At 73.6% G+C, this 23,575-nt stretch carries 10 protein-coding genes; all 10 read left to right on the forward strand.

Annotated elements, in window-relative coordinates:
• Positions 1–99 precede the first annotated feature (99 nt).
• From ACIRFL_RS15635 to ACIRFL_RS15680, 10 genes are read left to right on the forward strand one after another with little or no spacing between them, the layout of a single operon-like run.
• Positions 100–6,849, forward strand: a complete 6,750-nt coding sequence (locus ACIRFL_RS15635; RefSeq protein WP_404028486.1) for an amino acid adenylation domain-containing protein — start codon at positions 100–102, stop codon at positions 6,847–6,849.
• A complete protein-coding gene (locus ACIRFL_RS15640) occupies positions 6,846–12,374 on the forward strand; it encodes an amino acid adenylation domain-containing protein (protein ID WP_404028489.1) in 5,529 nt (1,842 codons plus the stop codon). The genes ACIRFL_RS15635 and ACIRFL_RS15640 overlap by 4 nt, the downstream gene beginning before the upstream one ends.
• Positions 12,371–13,543, forward strand: a complete 1,173-nt coding sequence (locus ACIRFL_RS15645) for a saccharopine dehydrogenase NADP-binding domain-containing protein (protein ID WP_404028491.1) — start codon at positions 12,371–12,373, stop codon at positions 13,541–13,543. Before ACIRFL_RS15640 ends, ACIRFL_RS15645 begins: the two co-directional genes overlap by 4 nt.
• A complete protein-coding gene (locus ACIRFL_RS15650; RefSeq protein WP_404028493.1) occupies positions 13,540–15,609 on the forward strand; it encodes a Gfo/Idh/MocA family oxidoreductase in 2,070 nt (689 codons plus the stop codon). The genes ACIRFL_RS15645 and ACIRFL_RS15650 overlap by 4 nt, the downstream gene beginning before the upstream one ends.
• Positions 15,606–16,871 (forward strand): cytochrome P450, encoded by a 1,266-nt coding sequence (locus ACIRFL_RS15655; RefSeq protein ID WP_404028495.1) that lies wholly within the window; start codon positions 15,606–15,608, stop codon positions 16,869–16,871. Before ACIRFL_RS15650 ends, ACIRFL_RS15655 begins: the two co-directional genes overlap by 4 nt.
• Positions 16,868–17,698, forward strand: a complete 831-nt coding sequence (locus ACIRFL_RS15660; RefSeq protein ID WP_404028498.1) for a thioesterase II family protein — start codon at positions 16,868–16,870, stop codon at positions 17,696–17,698. The genes ACIRFL_RS15655 and ACIRFL_RS15660 overlap by 4 nt, the downstream gene beginning before the upstream one ends.
• Before the next feature lie 37 nt (positions 17,699–17,735).
• Positions 17,736–18,464, forward strand: a complete 729-nt coding sequence (locus tag ACIRFL_RS15665; RefSeq protein ID WP_404028501.1) for a class I SAM-dependent methyltransferase — start codon at positions 17,736–17,738, stop codon at positions 18,462–18,464.
• Positions 18,461–20,332, forward strand: coding sequence for an ABC transporter ATP-binding protein (locus tag ACIRFL_RS15670; protein WP_404028504.1), 1,872 nt, complete (start codon positions 18,461–18,463; stop codon positions 20,330–20,332). Before ACIRFL_RS15665 ends, ACIRFL_RS15670 begins: the two co-directional genes overlap by 4 nt.
• Entirely contained in the window at positions 20,329–22,086 is a 1,758-nt protein-coding gene (locus tag ACIRFL_RS15675) for an ABC transporter ATP-binding protein (protein ID WP_404028506.1), read from the forward strand. The genes ACIRFL_RS15670 and ACIRFL_RS15675 overlap by 4 nt, the downstream gene beginning before the upstream one ends.
• Positions 22,087–22,144: 58 nt before the next feature.
• A complete protein-coding gene (locus ACIRFL_RS15680) occupies positions 22,145–23,533 on the forward strand; it encodes a salicylate synthase (protein WP_404028509.1) in 1,389 nt (462 codons plus the stop codon).
• Positions 23,534–23,575 lie beyond the last annotated feature (42 nt).

The raw sequence follows: 23,575 nt of genomic DNA on the forward strand, positions 1-23,575 counted from the left end.
GTTTCTATCTGGGCGCCGGTTTCGGCCCTGCGCGAGGGAGCCGTCTGCGTCCGCTCCCCCGACCGACGCCCACCCCACCCGACCGGAAGGCCCCCAGTAGTGAGCGATGAAGCAGTCGTCAAGGCGCGGACAGCGGAAGGTGACGCCGACAGTCATGCCCCCCACACGGCGGTGGCGGTACGGGAAGCGGTGGCACGCGCCCTGGACTTGGCGCCGCAGGAGCTGGACGACGACCGTGACCTCTTCGAACTCGGCCTCGACTCACTGGTGTTGATGTCCCTGGTGGGCGCCTGGCGACGCGAGGGCAGCACGGTCACCTTCCAGGACCTCACCCGCGTTCCGACCCTCGGGGCATGGACGGCCCTGCTCGGGCGGGCCCCTCGCGGCGACGCGCCCGCCACGGCCCGGCGGCCCGCCGCGCTCGCCCCGCCCGGTGCGGCGACGACCGGAACGGAGGCGGAATCCTTCCCGCTGGCGACGATGCAGCACGCCTACTGGATCGGACGCCAGGACGGGCAGCCGCTCGGCGGCGTCGCCGCACACTTCTACGTCGAACTCGACGGCCGCGACGTCGATCCCACCCGGCTCGACGCCGCCCTGAAGGCACTGGTGCGACGCCACGGCATGCTGAGGGCCGTCTTCGACGAGGAGGGACGCCAGCGCTTCGGTGCGTCCGGTGCGCCACTGACCGTCCACGACCTGCGCGCACGCACACCTGAAGAAGCCGAGTCGGAGCTGGAGTTGCTGCGCGAGCGCAACACCCACGCGCGCGCGGACATCGCCGCCGGTGACGTCTTCCGCGCGGCCGTGTGCCTGCTTCCGGGCGGCAGGACCCGTCTGCAGATCGACCTGGACATGATGGCCGGCGACGCGCTGAGCCTGCGGGTGCTCCTGTCCGACCTGCAACGCTTCTACGAGTGTCCCGACGACCCGCCATGCGAACTCGGCCTCGACTACCGCCGGTACCTCGCCGAGCACGACGCCCGGCGAAAGGCGGAACGCGAGCAGCACGCCGCCTGGTGGCAAGAGCGCCTGCACCAACTGCCGCGCGCCCCGCGACTGCCGACGACCGTCGATCCGCTCACCCCCGTCGGGGCGAGCGACACCACGCTCACCCACTCCCGCCGACTGCACCACTGGCTCGGCCCCGACGACAAGGCGGCGCTGATCGACGCCGCACGCCGGCACGGCCTCACCCCCGCCGCCGCGCTCGCCACCGCCTTCGCCGAGATCATCGCCGCCTGGAGCGACAGCCGGCGCTTCCTGCTCAACCTGCCGCTGTTCGACCGGGACCTCTTCACTCCCGAAGTCGCCCACCTCGTCGGGGACTTCAGCAGCTCGATCCTGCTCGACGCGGACCTGAGCGCGTCCCTGCCGTTCTCCCAGCAGGCCCGCCGCCTCCAGGAACGCCTTCAAGAAGGCATGTCCCACGGCGCGTACGGCGGCGTCGAGGTCTTGCGCGACCTCGCCCGCGTCGAGGGCTCCCCGGTGCTGGCCCCCGTCGTCTACACCAGTGCCATCGGGCTGGGCGAGATCTTCGAGCAGGACGTCCAGAAGTCCTTCGGCAGCCCCTCCTGGATCATCTCGCAGGGCCCGCAGGTCTGCCTGGACGCCCAGGTCACCGAACTCGACGGCGGCCTGCTCCTCAACTGGGACGTCCGGGACGGCGTGTTCGAAGCCGGCGTGCCCGATGCCGCGTTCGACGCCTACCGCCGCCTCATCACCCGCCTCGTGACGGACCCCGACGCCTGGGCCCGCCCGGTGGACGGCCTGCCGGCGCCCGATGTCCTCGCCCGGCGCGCGGTCGCGGCCCTGCCGCCCACGCCCGTCCCGGACCGCGCCCTGCACACCCGCTTCTTCCAGCTCGCCGAGACGGAGCCGGACCGCACCGCGGTCGTCCGCACGAGCGGCGACCCGCTCACCTACGGCGAACTCGCCCACACGGCACGGCAGATCGCCGCGCTGCTGCGGGACCACGGCGTGCGGGAAGGCGACACCGTCACGGTGACCCTGCCCAAGGGCGCCGACCAGATCACCGCGGTCCTCGGCATCCTCGCCGCGGGCGCCGCCCACGCCCCCGTCGGCGTGGAACAGCCCGCCGTACGCAGGCACCGCATCCACTCCGTGGCCGGCGCGTCCGCCGTACTCACCGACCGGGCCCACGCCCATCTGTGCGCGGGCGTCTCCCCGGCGCCGGTGCTGCTCCTTGAGGACGCGTCGGCGGCCCACCCCGCCCCGGTCGTCCGGCCGGACCCCGCGCTGCCCGCCTATGTGCTGTTCACATCCGGCTCGACGGGAGTGCCCAAGGGCGTCGAGGTGCCGCACCGTGCGGTCGTCAACACCGTCGAGGCGATGCAAGAGCAGCTGGGCCTTCGGCCCTCGGACCGCACCCTCGCGATCTCCGCCCTGGACTTCGACCTCGCCACCTGGGACATCTTCGCCCCCCTGTCCCTGGGCGGCCAGGTGGTCGCCGTGGCACAGGAGCACCGCCGTGACGCCCACCACTGGGCGCGACTGGTGCGCACGCACGGGGTGACGCTGGTGCAGTGCGTGCCCGCCCTGCTGGACCTGCTGATGGCCGCGGGCGAGCAGGAGGGCCTGGGGACATCCCTGCGCATGGTCCTGCTCGGCGGGGACTGGGTCGGACTCGACCAGCCGGCCCGACTCCGGGCCCTCGTACCCGGCTGCCGCTTCGTGGCACTCGGCGGCATGACGGAGGCGGCGGTCCACTCGACCGTCTTCGAGGTGGAGGAGACCGACCCGGCCTGGAAGTCCGTCCCGTACGGGGTTCCGCTGCGCAACATGCGGGCTCGCGTCGTGGACGGACGGGGACGGGACTGCCCCGACCTCGTCCCCGGCGAACTGTGGATCGGCGGCCCCGGTGTGGCGACCGGTTACCGGTCGGACCCCGAACGCACCGCGGAACGCTTCGTCGAGTACGACGGCGAACGCTGGTACCGCAGCGGTGACCTGGCCCGCTACCGGCCCGACGGTGTGCTGGAATTCCTCGGACGCGCCGACCACCAGGTGAAGATCGGCGGCCACCGCATCGAACTCGGCGAGGTCGAGTCCGCGCTGGAGGACGACCCCGCCGTGCTGCACGCGGTCGCCACCGTCCTCGAAGCGCCGGTGCGTCACCTGGCCGCGGCCGTGTCCGCCCGTGGCCAGGCACCCGACCCGGCCGCCGTCCGCACCCGGGCGGCGCAACGACTGCCCTCCTACATGGTGCCCGAGCGCGTCCTGGTCCTCGACGACCTGCCGCTGACCGCCAACGGCAAGCTCGACCGGGCCGCGGTCCACCAGGCCCTGACCGAGACCGCAGGTAAGGACGGGCCCCGCACCTCGGCGCCGGCCGGCCCGGTGGAGATGGCCGTCGCGACCGAGTGGGCCGAACTGCTCGGGGTGTCCGAGGTGGGACGCGAGAGCAGCTTCTTCCTGCTGGGCGGCGACTCGCTCGTCGCGACGCGGATGATCGGCCGGCTGCGCGCCGCCGGATTCCCCGGCGCCCGCGTGGCCGACCTGTTCGCCCACCCCGTGCTCCAGCACTTCTGCGCGACGCTGCACCCGGCCACGGCCGCCGGCGAGCCGGCCCCGCCCGTCCTCGTGCCCGACCCGGACCACGCCCACGAACCATTCCCGCTCACCGACGTCCAGGCCGCCTACCACACGGGCCGCGATCCCCGTTTCACCCTCGGCGGCGTCGGCACCTGGCACTACACCGAGTTCGACGGCACAGACGTCGACCTGGACCGGCTGGAACGCGCCTGGAACACCCTCGTCCGACGGCACGGCATGCTCCGCGCCGTCGTCGAGGACGGACGACAGCGCGTCCTGCCCGACGTACCCACCGTGCGCATACCGGTCGAGGACGCCGGCGACGAAGGCGCCCGCGAGGCCCTTGCCGGCCTGCGCGCCCGGCTGTCCCACCAGGTCCGCGACCCCGCGCGGTGGCCGCTGTTCGCCGTCGAGGCCGTGCGCTACCGCCCGAGCGACGAGCAGGGCGGGAGCGGGATGCGTGTCCGTGTCGGCATCGGCCTCGACTACCTCGTGCTCGACGCGCTCTCCATCACCACGCTCTACGCCGAACTGAACACGCTCTACGCCGACCCGGCACACGAACTGCCGCCCGTCGACGTGACGTTCCGCGACTACCTGACCCGTCCCCCGGCGGACCCGGAGTCCGCCGGCCGGGCGCGCGCCCACTGGCAAAGACGGCTGTCCGAACTGCCGCCCCCTCCCGCCCTGCCCTTCGACCGGGATCCGGCGACGCTCGACACGCCCGTCTTCACCCGGCGCCGGCTCAGCCTGCCCGCCGAGGACTGGCAGGCCGTCAAACAGAGCGCGGCCCGGCACGGCCTGACACCCTCCACCGTTCTGCTGGCCCTGTACGCGGAAGTCCTGGCGGCCTGGAGCGGAACCGACGCCGTGACCGTCACACTCACCCTCTTCAACCGGCGTGACGTACACCCCCACATCCACCGGGTGCTGGGCGACTTCACCTCCCTGTCCCTCGCGGGTCACCGGCGCGACGGCGCGTCCTGGCTCGCGGCGGCCGTCGCGCTGCAGCGCCGCCAGGCGCAGGACCTGGACCACGCCGATGTGCCGATCGACTGGCTGCTCAGGGAGTTCGGCCGTCGCACGGGCACGGTGGACGCCGCCGCACCCGTGGTGTTCACCAGCGCCATCGGCGTGGGCGACGCCACGCTGGCCGGAGCGGACACGGGCTTCCCCGAGAAGGTCTGGGGCATCTCCCAGTCCCCGCAGGTCTGCCTGGACAACCAGGTCACGGAGGAGTCCGGGAACCTGATCGTCACCTGGGACGCGGTGGAGGACCTGTTCGCGGAGGGCGTGCTGGACGCGATGTTCGACGCCTACGCACGGCTGCTGCGGCACCTCGTCACCGGCGACTGGGCCGCGCCGCTGCCCGACCTGCTGCCCGCCGCCCAGCGCGAACGGCGGGCCGCCGCCGCACGGGAGTCCGCCCTGGAGCCGGTCGCGCCGCGCCTGCTGCACGAGACCTTCTTCACCCGCGCGAAGGCCCGCCCCGACCGCACCGCCCTCGTCACGACGGCGGGGGAGGAGACCACCTACGCAACCCTCGCCGAGCAGGCGCTGCGCACCGCAGCCGCGCTCGTCGACGCGGGCGTACGGCCGGGCGACCTGGTCGCGGTCACCCTGCCCAAGGGACCGGACCAGATCGCGGCGGTCCTCGGCGTGCTCGCGGCCGGCGCCGCCTACGTCCCCCTCGGTCTCGAACAGCCCGCCGCCCGGCTGCGGCGGGTCCACACCACGGCCGGGTTCCGCCTCGTCCTCGGAGACTGGCCCGATGCGGACGGCACAGGCCCCCGCGCCGTCCCCTTCCCGGACACACAGAGCCGCGAGCCGCTGCCGGCGCCGCACGGGACGTCCCCCGACGCGCTCGCCTACGTGATCTTCACATCGGGTTCCACGGGCGAGCCCAAGGGCGTCGAGATCACCCACGCCGCCGCCTGGAACACCATCGCGGACATCAACGCCCGGCACGGCATCGGGGAGGACGACCGCGTCTTCGCCCTGTCCGCACTGGACTTCGACCTGTCCGTGTACGACCTCTTCGGCCTGCTCTGCGCAGGCGGCTCCCTGCTGCTCCCCACCGAGGACCAGCGCCGGGAACCCGCCCGCTGGCCGAGCCTGCTGGACCGGTACGGGGTGAGCGTCTGGAACACCGTCCCCGCCCTGCTCGACCTGTTGCTCGACGCCGACGAACAGGGCGTCCACAGCGGTCACGAAGCAAGTGGCGTACGGGGACTGCGGACCGCACTGGTCTCCGGTGACTGGATCGGCCTCGACCTCCCGGCCCGGCTGCGGGCCCGCACCGCCCGGCCCGCGGCGTTCGTCGCCATGGGCGGCGCGACCGAGGCCGCCGTCTGGTCCAACACCCTGACCGTCGCCGACGTGGACCCCCGGTGGGTGTCGATCCCCTACGGCCGTCCCCTGACCGGACAGCACTACCGGGTCGTCGACCGGGACGGGCGGGACTGCCCCGACTGGACACCCGGCGAGCTGTGGATCGGCGGCGCGGGACTGGCCCGCGGTTATCTGGCCGACCCGGCCCGCACCGCCGAGAAGTTCGTCGTACGGGACGGGCGGCGCTGGTACCGGACCGGCGACCTGGGCCGGTTCCGCGGCGACGGACTGCTGGAGTTCCTGGGCCGCCTCGACGGCCAGCTCAAGATCGCCGGCCACCGCATCGAGGCGGGCGAGATCGAGGCCGCGCTGGAGGCACACCCCGCCGTGGCGCGGGCCGCCGTCGTGGCCGTGGGGGAGCGCACCGCGAAACGCCTCGTCGCCTTCGCCGTACCGCTGGACCCCCAGGCCGTCGCCCCCGTCGGCAGGCCGGGCCCCAGCGAGGGCGGCACGCCCATCGAGGATCAGGACCTCGTCTCGGACCTCTTCGGACTGCTCGCGCGGCGGGTGCCCGGCTACGCCGTCCCGTCCCGCATCCTGCTGCTGCCCGCCCTGCCGCTCACCGCGAACGGCAAGCTCGACCGCAACGCACTGGCCGGCACGGCGGGCCCCGAGCCGGTGCCCGCGGGCGCCGAGCCACCACGGGGCGAGACCGAGACAGCCCTCGCCGAACTCTGGCAGGAGCACCTTACGCACCCCGTGCCGGACCGCAACGCCAACTTCTTCACCCTCGGCGGCGACAGCCTCTCCGCGCTGCGCCTGCTCACATCGATCGAGCGCCGCCTGGGAGCCGCCGTGCCGGTCCGCCGCTTCTTCGCCGCACCGACCATCGCCGCGCTCGCCGCGGACGTCACCCGAACGCTCGCGGCCCACGAGACCGCCTACGAGACCGGAGAGCTGTGAACATCGCTGAACTGCTGGCCCGCTACGCCGAACAGGGCGTGGTCCTGTGGGCCCAGGACGGACACCTGCGTTTCCGGGCCCCCCAGGGCCGGCTCACCGACACGCACCGAGCCGAACTGCGCACGCACAAGGAAGCCATCCTGCGTCACCTGGAGGCAGCGGAGCCCGCGCTGCGCGGCGACCCCGGCAGCCGCCACGAGCCGTTCCCGCTGACGGACATCCAGGCCGCCTACCTCATCGGCCGCACCGACGCCTACGCCTACGGGGGCGTTGGCTGCCACGCCTACGTCGAACTGGAATACCCCGACCTGGACGTGGACCGGGTCACCGCCGTGTGGCGGGAACTCGTCCAGCGGCACGACATGCTCCGCGCCGTCATCCACCACGACGGCCACCAGCGGGTCCTGCCCGACGTGCCCGCCCTCGCCGTCGGCGCCGACGATCTGACCGCGCTCCCGCCCGCCCTCGCGAAGGCGGAGGTGGCACGCACCCGCGCCCGTCTGTCCGCCCGTCAGGCACCCACCGACCGGTGGCCGCTCTTCGACGTCCACGTGAGCAGGACGGCCGGGCATGCCGTGCTCCACCTCTGCTTCGACATGCTCGTCGTCGACCACGCGAGCCTGCGCATCCTGCTCGCCGAGTTCCAGCACCGCTACGGCGGTGCCGCCCTCCCCGAAGCGCCGAGGATCACCTTCCGCGACTACGTCCTGGCCCGCCGCGCCCTCGCCGACACCGACGGCCACTCCCGTGACCGCGCCTACTGGACCGAGCGCCTCGACAGCCTGCCGCCCGCCCCCGAACTGCCCCTCGCCGAACCCTGGGAGGCCGCCGTGAGCGCCTTCGAGGAAGGGAACCGGCCACTCGCCTCCGGTGACGCGGTGACGTTCCGCCGGCTGGAGGTCCTGCTGCCCGCGGCCGACCGGGAGCGTCTGACCGAGCGCGCCGCGCGGCGCGGGCTGACCGTGTCGACGGCACTGCTCGCCGCCTACGCCGAGACGGTCGGCCACTGGTCGCGGACCAGCCGGTTCACCCTCAACGTGCCCACGGTCGACCGGCCCGGCCTGCACGAGGACATCGGCCGCATCGTCGGCGACTTCACCTCGCTGGAACTGCTCGCCGTCGATCTCGGCGCCCCGGCCACCTTCGCCGAACGGACCAGGACCGTCGGGCGGCAGCTCCTCGAAGACCTGGCGCACCCGCTGTTCACCGGCTCGGAGGTGCTGGCCGAACTGTCCCGCAGGGCCGGCGCCCCGGTCCTGATGCCGGTCGTCTTCACCAGCGCCCTGGGCGGGGGCGGCACCACCGAGGGCGTACCCCCCGAGGTGGCCCACGCCGCGACCCGGACGCCGCAGGTATGGCTCGACTGCCAGGTCATGCACCGCGGTGACGCGCTGAGCCTGTCCTGGGACATCCGTGAGGGAGCGCTCAGCCACGGCGTGGCCGAGGCCATGTTCGACGCCTGGACGGCACTCGTGCGCGAGCTGTCGGCCGCGGGCGAGGCCGGTGACGCCGCCTGGGACGCCCCGGTCCGCATCCCTCTCCCCGAGGCGCAGCAGGCCCGCCGGCGCACGGTCAACGCGACCGGGGGACCGCTGCCGGACGCCCTCCTCCACGAACCTCTGCTGGACCGGGCACAGGCCACACCGGAGGCGATCGCGGTCCGGACGCCCGAAGCGGCGCTCTCCTACCGGCAGCTCGTCGCCCGGGCGAGCGGTGTCGCCGCGTCGCTGGCGGCGTCCGGACTGCGGCCCGGGGAGCCGGTGGCCGTCTGGATGGACAAGGGCTGGGAACAGGCCGTCGCCGTCCTCGGCACGCTCATGGCGGGCGGCGCGTATCTGCCCGTCGACACGGCCCAGCCGCCGGCCCGCCGGGACACGATCATCGCCGACGCGGGCGTACGCACGGTCCTCACCCAGTCCTGGCTCGCCGAGACCGACGACCTCCCGGCGACCGTGTCGGCCGTCGCGGTCGATCTCGTCCCCGAAACCACCGCGTCCTACCCGACCGCGCCCCGGCGCGATCCCGGCGAACTCGCCTACGTCATCTACACCTCGGGCTCCACCGGCACGCCCAAGGGCGTGATGATCAGCCACCGGGCCGCCCTCAACACCGTCCAGGACATCAACCGCCGCTACGCGATCACCGAGCGCGACCGCGTCCTCGGCATCGCGGGGCTCGGCTTCGACCTGTCCGTCTACGACCTGTTCGGGCCGCTCGCGGTGGGCGCCACCCTCGTCCTTCCCCGGGCCGACCGGCGCGGCGATCCCTCCCACTGGGCCGAACTCGTCCGCGACTTCGGCGTGACGGTGTGGAACTCGGTACCCGGCCAACTGCACATGCTGTGCGACTGGCTCAGCTCCGAGCCCCCCACCGGCGACGGCTCCCTGCGGCTCGCGCTGATATCCGGCGACTGGATACCGGTCGCCCTGCCCGACCAGGCCCGCGCACTGCTGCCCGGGCTGGAGATCATCTCACTCGGCGGCGCCACCGAGGGCTCCATCTGGTCCATCGCCCACCCGATCGACGAGGTGGACACCGCCCGCCCGAGCATCCCGTACGGCAAGCCCCTGACCAACCAGACGTTCGCCGTGCTCGACCGGCGTCTGCGGCCACGGCCCGAGTGGGTGCCGGGCGAGCTGTACATCGGCGGGGCCGGCGTCGCCCTGGGCTACCTCGGCGACGAGGCCCGCACGGCGGAGCGGTTCCTCACCGACCCCGTCAGCGGACAGCGGCTCTACCGCACCGGTGACCTCGGCCGGTATCTCCCCGACGGAACCATCGAGTTCCTGGGCCGGGAGGACGCCCAGATCAAGATCCGCGGCTACCGGGTCGAACTCGCCGAGGTGGAGGCCGCCGTGCAGGCCCACCCCGCGGTCGCGGCGGGCGCGGTCGTCGTCGACGACTCGGCCGCGGGCGGACGGCGCCTGGCCGCGTTCGTGGAGACGGCACGCAAGGACGGCGACGAGCCGGCCCCGCCGGGCCCGGAACAGGCGCGCGCGGCAGCCGCCGACGCCGTACGGGAAGCCTCCGCGGCCGTCGACGCCGCACGGCTCACTCAGTTCCTGGCCGCCCTCGACGAGGTGGCACTCGCCGAGATGACCCGGGTCCTCGCGGGCTGCGGAGCGTTCGAGGACGGCGCCGCGCCCACGGCGGACGAGGTGGGCACGGCGCTGCGCGCGACGCCCCGCCATCGGCACATCGTGCGGCGCTGGCTGCGCGCCCTGGCCGCCCGGGACCGGCTCACCCACCGGGACGCCGACGACACCTACACCGCCCTCGTCCCCGTCTCCGCGCCCGAGGCGGAGCGCCACTGGCGGCTGGCCGCCGAGCTGGAGCACGAGATCGGCTGGAGCACCGAGCTGCTGACCGTCATGCGCACCTGCGCCGAGCGGCTGCCCGAGCTGGTCGCCGGGGAGGTCGGCATCCGGGACCTGCTCTTCCCCGGCGCGGCGACCGAGGCAGCGGACGCCGCCTACCGGGACAACCTCGCCATCCGGCACCTCAACCGCGCGGTGGTGGCCGCGTTGCGGGAGATCGCCGCGAGCCACACCGGCGAGGAGCGGCTGCGGGTGCTGGAGGTCGGCGGCGGCGTCGGCGGCACCACGGGCGAACTGGTGCCCGTCCTCGCCGAGTACGGCGTCGACTACCTGTTCACCGACGCCTCGGCGTTCTTCCTCGGCGAGGCCCGCGAGCGCTTCGCCGACCACACCTGGGTCCGCTACCAGCGCTTCGACGTCGACGAGGACCCGCGCTCCCAGCACCTGCTGCCCAACACCTTCGACGTCGTGGTCTGCGCCAACACGCTGCACGCCGCCGCCGACGCCGACGCGGCCGTGGGCCGGCTGCGGGAACTGCTCGTGCCGGGCGGACAGCTCGTGTTCGTGGAGAACACCCGCGACGAGAACCTTCCGCTGCTGGTCTCCATGGAGTTCCTCGAGGTCGCGGGCCGGGCGTGGACCGACGTGCGCGCGCACACCGGCCAGTCCTTCCTGACCCACCCGCAGTGGCGTGAACTCCTCGGCCGGCACGGCGCGTCCGACGTCACCGCGCTGCCTCGGGCCGAGGACACCCTGGCGCTCACCGGCCAGGAGGTGTTCCTCGCCACGATGAAGGACGACCGGCACCATGTGCCCGTGGGGGAGCTGGCCCGCACGGCCGCCACCCGGCTCCCGGAGTACATGCTCCCCTCGGTGTGGCAGGTCGTCGACACCCTGTCCCGCACCCCCAACGGCAAGACCGACCGCGCGCGCCTGCGGAGCTGGCTGCCCCGGGAGAGCACACCGGTCGTCGTGGACGAGCGGCCGAGGGACGAACTGGAGAACAGCCTCGCCGACCTGTGGACGGAACTCCTCGCGGTCGAACGCGTCTCCCGCGACGACGACTTCTTCGACCTCGGCGGCGACTCACTCCTGGTGGCCAGGATGGTGGGCCGGCTGCGTGAACGCGTACCACAGGCGGCGGACCTGGAGTGGGAGGTCGTCCTGCGTCACATGCTGCGCCGCCCCACCGTCGCCGGCCTCGCCGGCTTCCTGCGGGGCCTGGCCGTCACTGAGGACGCACCCGTGTCAGGTGCCGTCCGCACGGACCCGGTGATCCACCTGCACGGCGCCCGGTCGGCCGACGAGCCCACGACCGTGCTCGTGCACGCCGGAACCGCGACGATCATGCCGTACCGGGCGCTGATCACCGAGATCAGACGGCGCTCGCCGGGCCTCGCCGAGGTCGTCGGTGTGGAGGTCCCCGACCTGAACGGGTTCCTCGCCGCCCCGCCGGAAGGGCTCATCGAGCAGGTGGCGGCCGACTACGCGCGGGCGCTGACGGCGAACGGGCAGAGCCGCTTCCATGTCGTCGGCTACTGCCTGGGTGGCCTGATCGCCACCGAAGTGGCCCGCAACCTGGCCGAGTCCGGGGCGGAGGTGAAGAGCCTCACCGTCATCAGCAGCCACAGCCCCCGCTTCCGGCTGGACGACGAACTGCTCGCCGAGTACTCCTTCGCCGTCATGATGGGCATCGACCCCGCCGAACTCGGCTTCCCCGACGACCAGTACCGGGTGGCCGCGGCGGCCGACGCCGTCCTGGCCGCCAGCCCCGGTGTCCTGCCGGACGGCGGACTCGCCGCGCTGCCCGAGGAGTTCGAGGACGTCGCAAGCCGCTTCCGGCGACTCGCCGGCATACCCCGCGCCACCCGCATCGCGCGGATGTGCGAGGCGGTTCCCGCCTCGGCCGGCACCTACGAACCCGACCACATGACGCGGCTCTTCCTCGCCTTCCGCCAGAGCGTCTTCGCCATCACCCGCTACGACGCCGAACCCTACGCGGGTGACATCACCTTCCTGCGGCACGACGGTGCCTACCCCTTCCCCGGCAGCAAGGACGCCGTCACCGCCTACTGGGAAGAACTCACCCTCGGGGACCTGGACCTCGTCGACATCGGCGGCGACCACTACAGCTGCCTGTCCGTCGAGCACGCGCCCGGCATCCTCAAGACCCTCGCGGAACTGACCCAGGGGGCGATCACCCGATGAAAGAGAGCACGACGGCGGGACACAAGCCCCTGATCGGGGTCCTCGGGGCGTCCGGGGCGGTCGGCCGGGCCGCCGTACGCGAACTGCGCGCACTCGGCCACACGGGACTCCGCCTCGGCGGCCGGACCGCATCGGCCCTGCGCCCGGTCGCCGAGGAGGACCCCGGCGGCCATGACGAGATCGTCCGGGCGGACGCCACCGCACCGGACGGCCTGCGCGCCTTCACCGAGGGCTGCGACATCGTCCTCAACTGCGCCGGCCCCACCTACCGGCTCCGCGCCACGGTGGCCTCGGCGGCACTCGCCGCCGGCGCGCACTGCGTCGACGTGGCCGGGGACGACCCGGCGGCCGAGGACCTGCTCAAGGACGGCGACCCGGCCCGCGACGGCCGCACCGTCGTCCTGTCGGCGGGTGCCCTGCCCGGCCTGTCCAGCCTCCTGCCCCGCTGGCTGGCCGGGCAGGGCCTGAACAGCGTCGCCGCGCTGACCGCGCACTGCGGCGGCCTGGAGCGCTGTTCGCCGACGGTGGCACACGACCTCATGCTCTCCCTCACCTCCGGCGGGGCGGCCGGCGCGGCCTACGGCGAGGCCCTTGCGGCCGTCCGCGACGGCCGGCGCGTCCCGCGCGCCCTGCGCACCGCCGAGGACACCGAACGCGACGGCTTCCCCGGCCGGGTCGCCGTGCAGCCCTATCTCAGCGGCGAGAGCGAACGCCTCGCCGGCGTCCTGGGCCTCGACCGGCTCGACTGGTACAACGTCCACCCCGGTCCCCGCGTGCGCGCACTCCTCAATGTGCTGCCGGGCAGCCTCGCCGCCAAGGACGACCCCGCGGAGCTGGCGGACCGTCTGATCCTCGCCGCCGACCTCGACCTGGCCGGACGCACGCCCTACTACGTCATGGACTTCGCGCTGTCGGGCACCGCGTCCGCAAAGCCGGCCACGGCCGGACTGACCCTGCGCGCGGCCAGCAGCTACCGGCTCACCGCGGCCGTGGGCGCGCTGGCGGTGGACGCCGTGCTCCGGGCGGAGGTCCGGCCCGGCGTGCACTTCGCCTGCGATGTGCTGGACCCCGCCACCGTGGTGCGGCACCTGCGGTCCCAAGGAGCCGCCGAGCTACGGCTCACCGGAGCGGCGGCCGGCGCCGAGCAGCTGGAAGAGGGTGTGCTGTGAGCGCCGGCGTTCCGTTCCGTGTGCTGGTCTGCGGCACCAACTTCGGCCGCTTCTACGCCGAGGCGGCACACCGGCGCCCCGGATACGCGCTGGCCGGCATCCTCAGCCGGGGTTCCGCCGCGTCCCGGGCGTACGCCCAAAACCTCGGCGTCCCGTACTACACGGACCTCGACGACCTCCCGGCCGGCATCGACGCCGCCTGCGTGGCGGTCAGTTCCGCCATATCGGGCGGACAGGGCACCGATCTCGCCAAGGCGCTCATGGACCGTGGCATCCACGTCCTCCAGGAACACCCCCTCCACCTCACCGAGTTGACGGACAACCTCACACACGCGCGTCGCCGGGGAGTGCAGTACCGCCTCAACACCCACTATCCGCACGTCGCCCCGGTCCGTGCCTTCATCGACGCGGCCCGCAGGCTCGTCGCACGGCAGCGACCGCTCTTCGTGGACGCCGCCACGCCGGTCCACCTCATGCATCCGCTGGTGGACATCCTGGGACGGGCGCTGGGAACCCTGCGGCCCTGGCGTTTCGCGGACCCGGCACCGCTGCCCGCCGACATCGGACCGCAGCCGTTCCGCTCCCTGCACGGCGTGTTCGCAGGCGTACCCCTCACGCTGAGAGTGCACCACCAGCTCGACCCCGCCGACCGGGACAACCACGCCCTGCACTGGCACCGGATCTCCCTCGGCACGGAAGGCGGAGTCCTCACCCTGGCCGACACCCACGGGCCCGTCCTGTTCAGTCCCCGCCTGCACATCGGGCGCGACGCCGACAGGCGCTTCGTCCTGGACGGGCCGGGCACCGGCCGCCTGGGGCTCGGCACCACATCCGTCATCGGAAACACCGGAACCTTCCGCACCGTCTTCTCCGACCTGTGGCCGCAGGCCATCGGGAGCACCCTCGACGGGCTCCGTGAGGCCGTCGAGCAGGGTGGCGACGCCCTGCGCGCGGGTCAGTACGAGTTGGCCGTGTGCCGCATCTGGACCGACCTCGCGGCACGGCTCGGACCGCCCGAGATCGTCAGGCCGGCCGTCCCGCGGCCCCTCGCGGTCAGTGACATCTTCCCGGTGCCGGAACAGTCCGTCGCCCACACGTTCTCCGGCCGCGGCACCGAACAGAGCCCGGCCGCCGTGCGTGCCGAGATCCGGCATGTCCCCTCCGGCGACGCACAGTCCGGCACTCGTCCCGGCCCGAGCCGGGACGGCGGAGCCGGCCCCGTGGACACCGCGTCCTACACCCCGTCGGCGGAGTTCTTCGACCTCGTCGCGGCCGAGCACACCGCGACCGCCGGCGCCCCCGCGATCGCCGCGCTCCTCGCCGGCGCCGACCTGAGCACCGGCCCGGTGGTCGACATCGGCGCCGGCACCGGCCTGGTGACCGAGGCCGTCGCCCGGGCCCGGCCGGACGCGGAGATCATCGCCTGCGAACCCGCGGTCGGCATGCGCGCCGTGCTCACCAGCCGCGTCTTCAGCGATCCGTATCTGCGCTCCCGGATCACGGTCACCGCGGACGCGGCCCCCGACCTGGACCTCCCCGATCACATCAGCGTCGTCCTGCTCTGCGGGGTCCTCGGCCACCTCGACCCCGCGGGACGAGCCCGGCTGTGGCGACGGCTGACCCGCCGGCTGGCCCCCGGCGGCCTCGTGGTCGTCGAACTCATGGGATTCGAGGAGCCGTTGACTCTTCCCGAGACCAGGCTCGCCACCGCCACGGCCGGCCGGCACCGCTACGAGTGGTCGTTCGGCGCGGCACCCGACGACGCGGCCGACGGCATGATGCGCCTCGACTCCACCTGGCGCGTCTACCTGGACGGCGCCACGGAGGCGGTACGCGAGGTACACGACTCGTACCGCTGGGCCCCCTTCGGCCTGAAAGACGTGGAGGCCGAGTCCGGCCTGACCGCACACGCCCTGCCGACCCGCCCCGGCGCGCCCCCGTTGGCCGTACTCACCCGGGCACCGGACTCGCCGTACGCGCCGGACTCGCCGTACGCGCCGGACACCCCGCGCACCACCGAAGCATCCCTTGCCCCTTCCCCACCGACGACTGAGGACCACCGATGAGCACCCCCGTGCCCCCGACGACCACCGACACCCCCGACGCACCCGCCACCGGCGCCGCGCCCCACCCCGCGGTCCCGCCCCGCGACTTCCCGATCCGGCGCGGCTGTCCCTTCGCCGCACCCGAGGAATACGGCACACTGCGCACCGAGGACCCGGTCGCCCGCGTCACCCTGCCGACCAAGCGGGAAGCCTGGGTGGTGTCCCGCTACGACGACGTACGCGAACTGCTCTCGGACCCGCGTGTCAGCGCCGACATCCGGCGGGCCAACTTCCCCGCCCTCGGGGAAGGCGAACAGGAGGCCGGGGCCAGGTTCCGGCCCTTCATCCGCACCGACGCCCCCGAACACACCCGTTACCGGCGGATGCTCCTGCCGGTGTTCACCGTGCGCCGGGTCCGCGCGATGCGCCCCGCCGTACAGGCACGCGTGGACGAGATCCTGGACGGCATGCTCGCCGCCGGCGGCCCCGTGGACTTCGTCTCCGCGTACGCCAACGCCGTCTCCACCTCGGTGATCTGCGAACTGCTCGGCATCCCCCGGCAGAACCTTGAGTTCTTCCGGGACGTCACCCGGATCTCCGGCTCGCGGCACAGCACCGCCGAGCAGGTCTCCGAAGCCCTCGGCGGCCTGTTCGGGCTGCTCGCCGAACTGATCGCCGAGCGGCGGGAGGGACCCCGCGACGACTTGATCTCCCAGCTCGTCACCGACCATCTGACGACCGGCAAGGTGACGACGGACCAGTTGCTGTCCACCCTCGGCATCACGATCAACGCCGGCCGCGAGACCACCACCAGCATGATCGCCCTGAGCACCCTGCTCCTCCTGGACCGGCCGGAACTCATGGACGAACTGCGCCACGACACCTCGCTGATGCCCGCCGCCGTCGACGAACTCCTGCGCGTCCTCTCCGTCGCCGACTCCATACCGCTGCGGGTGGCCGCCGAGGACATCGAGCTGTCCGGCCGGACCGTCCCCGCCGACGACGGCGTCATCGCCCTCCTCGCCGGGGCCAACCACGACCCCGAACAGTTCGACCACCCCGAGCGGGTCGACTTCCACCGCACGGACAACCATCACGTGGCGTTCGGCTACGGCGTGCACCAGTGCCTCGGACAGCATCTGGCGCGGCTGGAGCTGGAGGTCGCCCTGGAAACACTCATCCGCCGCGTCCCCACGCTCCGCCTCGCGGGGGACCGGGACCGGGTCGTCTTCAAACACGACTCGGCCACCTTCGGCCTCGAAGAACTGATGGTGACCTGGTGACCGCGCCCTTCTCACCGAGCGCCGGCGCGCGTGCCGCCCGTGTGGACAGCCCGTGGATCAGACGGTGGAGCGAGGCGACCGCGTCCCGGCTCACCCTGATCTGCCTGCCCCACGCGGGCGGCAGCGCGACCTTCTACCGGCCCTGGGCGGCGCTGATGCCCCCCGAGGTGGAACTCCTCGGCATCCAGTACCCGGGCCGGGAGGACCGCATCGGGGAACCGGCGACGGCCGGCATGGGCGAGCTGGTGAGCGCGGTGGCGGACGCCGTCCTGCCGCTGCTCGACCGGCCGTACGCCCTGTTCGGGCACAGCATGGGCTCCGCCGTCGCCTGGGAACTGGCCCACGAGCTGGACCGCCGCGGAGCACCCGGCCCGCGCCGGCTCTTCGCGTCGGGCCGTGCCGCTCCCGGCACGGCGGTGACCGGGCAACTGCACCGCCAGAGCGACGACATACTGAGCGCGGAACTCGGCCGGCTCGGCGGAACGAGCCGTGAGGTCCTGGACGATCCCGGGCTGCGCGCCGTGATCCTCGGGGCCGTACGCCACGACTACCGGATCATCGAGACGTACCGGCCCGGCCCCCGGCCGCCGCTGACCTGTCCGATCCATGTGCTCACCGGCGGCGCGGACCCGGAACTCGGCGAAGAACGCTGCCGCGACCGCGCCCGCGGCTGGGCGGACCTCACCACCGCCCGCACCGAGATACGTGTCTTCCCCGGCGACCACTTCTACCTCACCCCGCGACGCCGCGAGGTGGTCGCCACCGTCCTGCGCAGGATGGACCCCTCACTGACCACGGGCGCACGCACATGGCCGAGCACCCCGTGAGCCGCCACCGCCCGGCCACCCACGCCCGGAGACCGTCATGATCGACTACTACTCGACCTCGGCCGAGTTCTACGAGCTGGTCGCCACCCGGCACACCGCCAGCAGCGGCCCCCCGCTGATGCGCGTCCTCACCGGCCTGGACGTGTCGCACGGCCCCGTCCTGGAGATCGGCGCGGGCACCGGCCGCGTGACGGAAGTCATCGCCTCGGCCCTGCCCGAGGCGGACATCCTCGCGGCCGAGCCGTCGGCCACCATGCGCGCCATGCTCAACTCCAGGGTCGCCCGCGACCCGGACCTGCGGCGCCGGGTGACGGTGGTCGACGGCGCCGCCCAGGACCTCGTCCTGCCCGAACGGCTCTCCGCCGTGGTCGTCTTCGGCGTGGCCGGCCATCTCACCGTCCCCGAACGCGTGGCGCTGTGGAAGCGGCTCGCGGCCCGCCTGCCGGACGGGGCGCCCATCGTCGTGGAGCTGATGGGTGTCTCCTCACCACGCGTCATCCCACCGGTGATGTCCCTCAGGGAGACCATCGGACGCCAGACGTACGAGTGGTGGATCGGCGGCGAACCCACCGAGGGCGACGCCATGCGGTTCACCACCACCTGGAAGGTCCTGCGCGACGGCCGCACCGTGCGTGAGGTCGCCGACAGCTACGACTGGCACACCTTCGACGTCGCCCAACTGGCTCGAGAGGCCGGCATGACCAGCCGCCGCATCACCGAGGCGGGCGGCAGGCCCATCCCCGAAATCGGAGTACTCGTCAAGTGAAGCCACAACCGTCCGGGCCCGGCCCGGACCCGGCCGCCTCCGGCGCGGGCACCGAGGCGCCCCCGCCGCCGCTGCGCGCGCTGGCCGAGCCCGTCCGGGGCCGACTCGTCCTCGCCGTCGGCCTCCAGGCCGTCGCGGCCCTCGCCGCGGTGGTCCCTTTCATCGCCGTCTCGCGCATCGCCGACCGCCTCACCGGGGCGTCCCCCGCCGACGGCGGTGCCCTGTGGCCGCTGGTCACGCTGGCCTGCGCGGCCGGCCTGCTCGCCCTGGTGTGCGCGACGGCGGCCGGCGCCCTCGCCCATCTCGCCGACAACGACCTCCAGCTCACCCTCCGCCGCCGGCTCGCCCGGCACATCGGGCGGCTGCCCCTCGGCCGGCTCACCGACAAGGGCACCGGCGAGGTCAAACAGGCGGTACAGGACGATGTGAGCGCACTGCACACGTTGTTCGCCCACACCCTGCTCGACGTCGTCGCCGTGCTCACCGCCCCGGTGCTCGCCCTGGGCTATCTGTTCAGCGTCGACTGGCGCCTGGCCCTGCTCAGCGTCGTGCCCCTGCTGCTCGGCGTGCACCTGTTCTCCCGGGCCATGTCGGGCGCGGCGGCGCAGATGGCCGAGTTCGGTGCCGCGCTCGGGCGGATCTCCACCGCCGCCGTGGAGTTCGCCGCCGGCATCGCCGTCTTCAAGAGCTTCGGGCGCGGACGCAAGGCCCACGAGCGTTTCGTCGCCGCGACCGAGGGGTTCGCCGACTTCTTCTCCGGCTGGGTCCGGGCCACTCTGGTCAGCTCCACCGCCGCCGTCCTGGTGGTCGCCCCGGCCGTCGTCCTGCTGCTCCTGACGGTGGCGGGCGCGGTGTTCGTCACCAACGGCTGGATGACGGGCGCCGAACTCGTCCCGTTCCTGCTGCTCGGCCCCGCCGTCGCCGCCCCCATGGGCGTCGTCGGCCCCCGCATCCAGCAGATCCGGGCCGGCCAGGCCGCCGCCGTACGCATCATGGAACTGCTGCGCACCCCTGCCCTGCCCGAGCCCACGGCCCCCGCCCTGCCCGAGGGCCACCACATCTCGATGCGGGGGGCGTCCTTCTCCTACGACGGGCGCACCGACGTCCTGCGCGGTGTCGACCTGGACCTCGCGCCCGGCACGGTCACCGCGCTGGTCGGATCGTCCGGCTCCGGCAAGTCGACCCTGGCGTCGCTGCTGCCACGCTTCCACGACGTCACGGACGGCAAGGTGACCCTCGGCGGCGCCGACCTGCGGGACATCCCCGCGACAGAGCTGTACCGCCGGGTCGGCTTCGTCCTCCAGGACGTACGGCTGCTGCGCGCGAGCGTCGCCGACAACATCCGGCTGGGCCGCCCCGACGCCACCGACGAGGAGGTCGAGCGGTGCGCGCGCGCCGCCCGCATCCACGACCGTGTCATGGCCCTGCCGAACGGCTACGCGACCGAACTCGGCACGGCCGTCACCCTGTCCGGCGGAGAGGCGCAACGCCTGTCCATCGCCCGGGCGTTGCTCGCCGACGCCCCCGTACTCGTGCTCGACGAGGCGACCGCGTACGCCGACCCGCACTCCGAGGCACTGATCCAGGACGCGCTGTCCGCACTCGCGGCCGGCCGCACCCTGCTCGTCATCGCCCACCGGCTGTCCACGATCCGCTCCGCCGACCGGATCGTGGTGCTGGAGGACGGACGCATCACCGAACAGGGCCGCCATGACGACCTGCTGGCCGCCCGGGGCCGTTACGCCACGCTGTGGGAGGCCCAGCGGACCGCACAGCCGGACCGGACCGCCGCCGTTCCCCGCCGGCTGTCCGCCTCCCCGGGCACGGACCGCGCGGCGGACGACATCCGAGAGGGAAGCGCACGATGATCCGTCAGCTCTACCGCGTCCTGGGACCGGAGGGCTCCCGCCCGCTGAACCGGCTGCTCGCCCTCCAGTCCGGGGCGGCCGTCCTCCAGGGCGTCGCCTTCGCCCTGCTGGTACCCGTCCTGAAGGCCCTGCTCGGCCCGGACCCCGACGACGTGTGGCCCTGGCTGACCGCTTTCGCCGTCTGCGCGGTCGCCCACGCGGCGCTTCAGGGCGCCGCCCTCAGCGGCGGGTTCACGGTCGGCTCCCGGCTCTCCCGGGTGCTGCACCGCCGCATGGCGGACCAGGCGCTGCGACTGCCCCTCGGCTGGTTCACCGCCGGCCGCACGGCCGAGTTCAGCCGGCTGGCCGGGCAGAACGTCATCCAGGTGATGAGCACACCGGCCCACCTGCTGCGCCCGTTCATCAGCTCCTTCCTGACCCCGGCGACGCTGGTGATCGCCACCTTCTTCTTCGACGTCCGCACGGCCCTGGTGCTGCTGTGCTGCGCCCCCGTGCTGTTCGCCGTCCAACTGGCGAGCACCGCGGTGATGCGCCGGCTCGACCTCGGCCGTGACGCCGCGATCGGCGAGTCCGCCGACCGGGTCCTGGAGTACGCGCGCAACCAGCCCGTCCTGCGGGCGTTCGGCCGCACCGCGGAGGGCTACGGGGCGCTGGACGACGCCCTGGTGGCCGAGGCGCGCGCGGACCGGCGGCTCATCGCACGGGGTCTGCCCGGACTGGTCTCCTTCTCCTTCGCCACCCGGCTCGTGTTCGCCCTGCTGCTCGCTCTCGGCGTCTCCTGGCAGCTCGACGGGTCACTCACCGTGCCCACCCTGCTGGCACTCCTGGTGCTGCTGGTCCGGCTGATCGACAGCGTGTCGTCCGCCGCCGAGGCCGGTGCGGGCATGCGCATCGCCCGCAACACCCTGGAACGGCTCGGCGCGGTCCTCGACGAACCGCCGTTTCCCCAGCCCGCGGAGCCCAGGACGCCCCGGGACGCGAGCGTCGAGTTCACCGGGGTGGGTTTCGGTTACGACAGCGGTGCGGCGGACGGGGCAGCCGGACGCCCGGTCCTGCGCGATGTGACCTTCCGTCTGCCCGAGCGCAGCATGACGGCGCTGGTCGGGCCCTCCGGCGCGGGCAAGACCACGGTCGCCGGGCTGCTGGCCCGCTTCCGGGACACCACCGAGGGAACCGTCCGCATCGGCGGCGTCGACGTCCGCGAGATCACCGCCGACGAACTGGCCGCCCACGTGTCCCTCGTCTTCCAGGACGTCTACCTCTTCGACGGCACCATCGAGGAGAACGTCCGGATCGCCGCACCGGACGCCGGCCCCGGTGAACTGGCCGAAGCCGCGGCCCTGTCCGGTCTTGACCGAGTGATCGAGGAACTGCCCGACGGGTGGGCCACGAAGGTGGGGGAGGCCGGCGCGCGGCTGTCCGGCGGGCAGCGCCAGCGCGTGTCCATCGCCCGCGCCCTGCTCAAGGACGCCCCGATCCTCGTCCTCGACGAGGCCACCGCGGCGCTCGACCAGGAGAACGAGGCCCGGTTCGCCGAGGCCGTGCGCACCCTGGCCGACCGCAAGACCCTCCTGATCATCGCGCACCGACTGAGCACCGTCGTGAACGCCGACCAGATCCTCGTCCTGGAGGACGGCCAGATCACCGAACGGGGCACACACGACGACCTGGTCACCGCGGGCGGCACGTACGCCTCCTTCTGGGAGCGACGGGCCCGGGCCCAGGGCTGGCGACTGGAGGCGGCACGGTCATGACCCGTCACCCGGCACCGGCGCCGCACCGAACCCGACGCGAGCAGGAAGGCACCACACGATGAGCACCGGCCCTCGGACGCCCTGGGAGGCATGGGCGAACTCCGTCCCGCCGCTCGCCCGCGCGAGCACCCGGGAGCCCCGCCACGACCCCGCGGCCACCGCCACCCGCCTCGCGCAGGCGCGGCTCGCCGACCAGTACATGGTGTACGAGACGGAAGGCGGCGTCTGGCACTTCGCGGCGGGCTCCGCCGTGAGCGTCACCGCGAACGCGACCAGCATCACCGCGCGGGCCGCGGGGCGGACCTGGACATCGCGCACCGACGGGCAACCCCTGACGGCGTTCGCCACCGCGCTGTCCGCCCTGCGCGACGCGGACCGCCACTACTACGGCTGGGCGGCCTTCGAACTCTCCCACCTTCTCCACGCGGACCCCGCGGCGGGCGGTGACCAGCCCCTGCTGCACGCTCTGATTCCGTCCGTCGAGGTGACCCTCACCGGCGAGGGGACCCTGGTCCGCGCGGTGGACGAGGCATGGGCGCGCAAGGTCGCCGACCTGCTCGCGGAGCCACCGGCGCAGCCGAACGCCCTCGACCGACTGCCGCCGCAGAGCACCGAGGACGTCATCGCCGCGGGCGCCGGCGCCTACGGCGAGGTGGTGGCCCGTACGGTCGCGGACATCCGGGCGGGAATCCTGGAGAAGGCCGTGGTGTCCCGGAAGGTTCCGCTGCCCCGCGAGCCCGGCGTGGACTTCCCCGCGACCTATCTCGCGGGCCGCCGTGCCAACACCCCGGCCCGCTCCTACCTGATGGACCTCGGCGGCTACCGGGCGGCCGGATTCAGCCCCGAGACCGTCCTGGAGGTCGGCGAGGACGGACGCGTGAGCACCCAGCCGCTCGCGGGCACCCGCGCACGGGTGGCCGACCCGGCGGAGAACGAGCGCAGACGGGCGGAACTGCTCACCGACCCCAAGGAGATACACGAACACGCGGTGTCCGTACGCCTGGCCTGGGAGGAGATGGAGGCCGTGTGCCGGCCCGGCTCCGTCGCGGTCGAGGAGTTCATGGCGGTCCGGCCGCGCGGCTCGGTGCAGCACCTCGCCTCGCGGGTGACGGGCCGGCTGCGGCCCGGAACCGGACCGTGGGACGCGTTCGCCTCGCTGTTCCCGGCGATCACCGCCACCGGCGTCTCCAAACGCGCCGCACTGCGGGCCCTGGCCCGCCATGAGGAAGGACCCCGGGGCCTGTACGGCGGCGCGGTGTTCCGGGGAAGCACGGATGGCGCCCTGGACGCGGCCCTCGTCCTGCGCACCCTCATCGGCAGAGGGGACGAGGTGTGGCTGCGCGCGGGCGCCGGAATCACCGCTCAGTCCAGCCCCGCACGGGAGATCGAGGAGACCTGCGAAAAGCTGCGCAGCGTAGCCCCGTACCTCAGATCCCCCGAAAACTGACCCAAACCTCCCGCCCCCCGAATCCCGGCGGCCCGACCCCCA

The sequence above is a fragment of the Streptomyces sp. NPDC102462 genome (assembly GCF_044765425.1).
Taxonomy (GTDB): domain Bacteria; phylum Actinomycetota; class Actinomycetes; order Streptomycetales; family Streptomycetaceae; genus Streptomyces.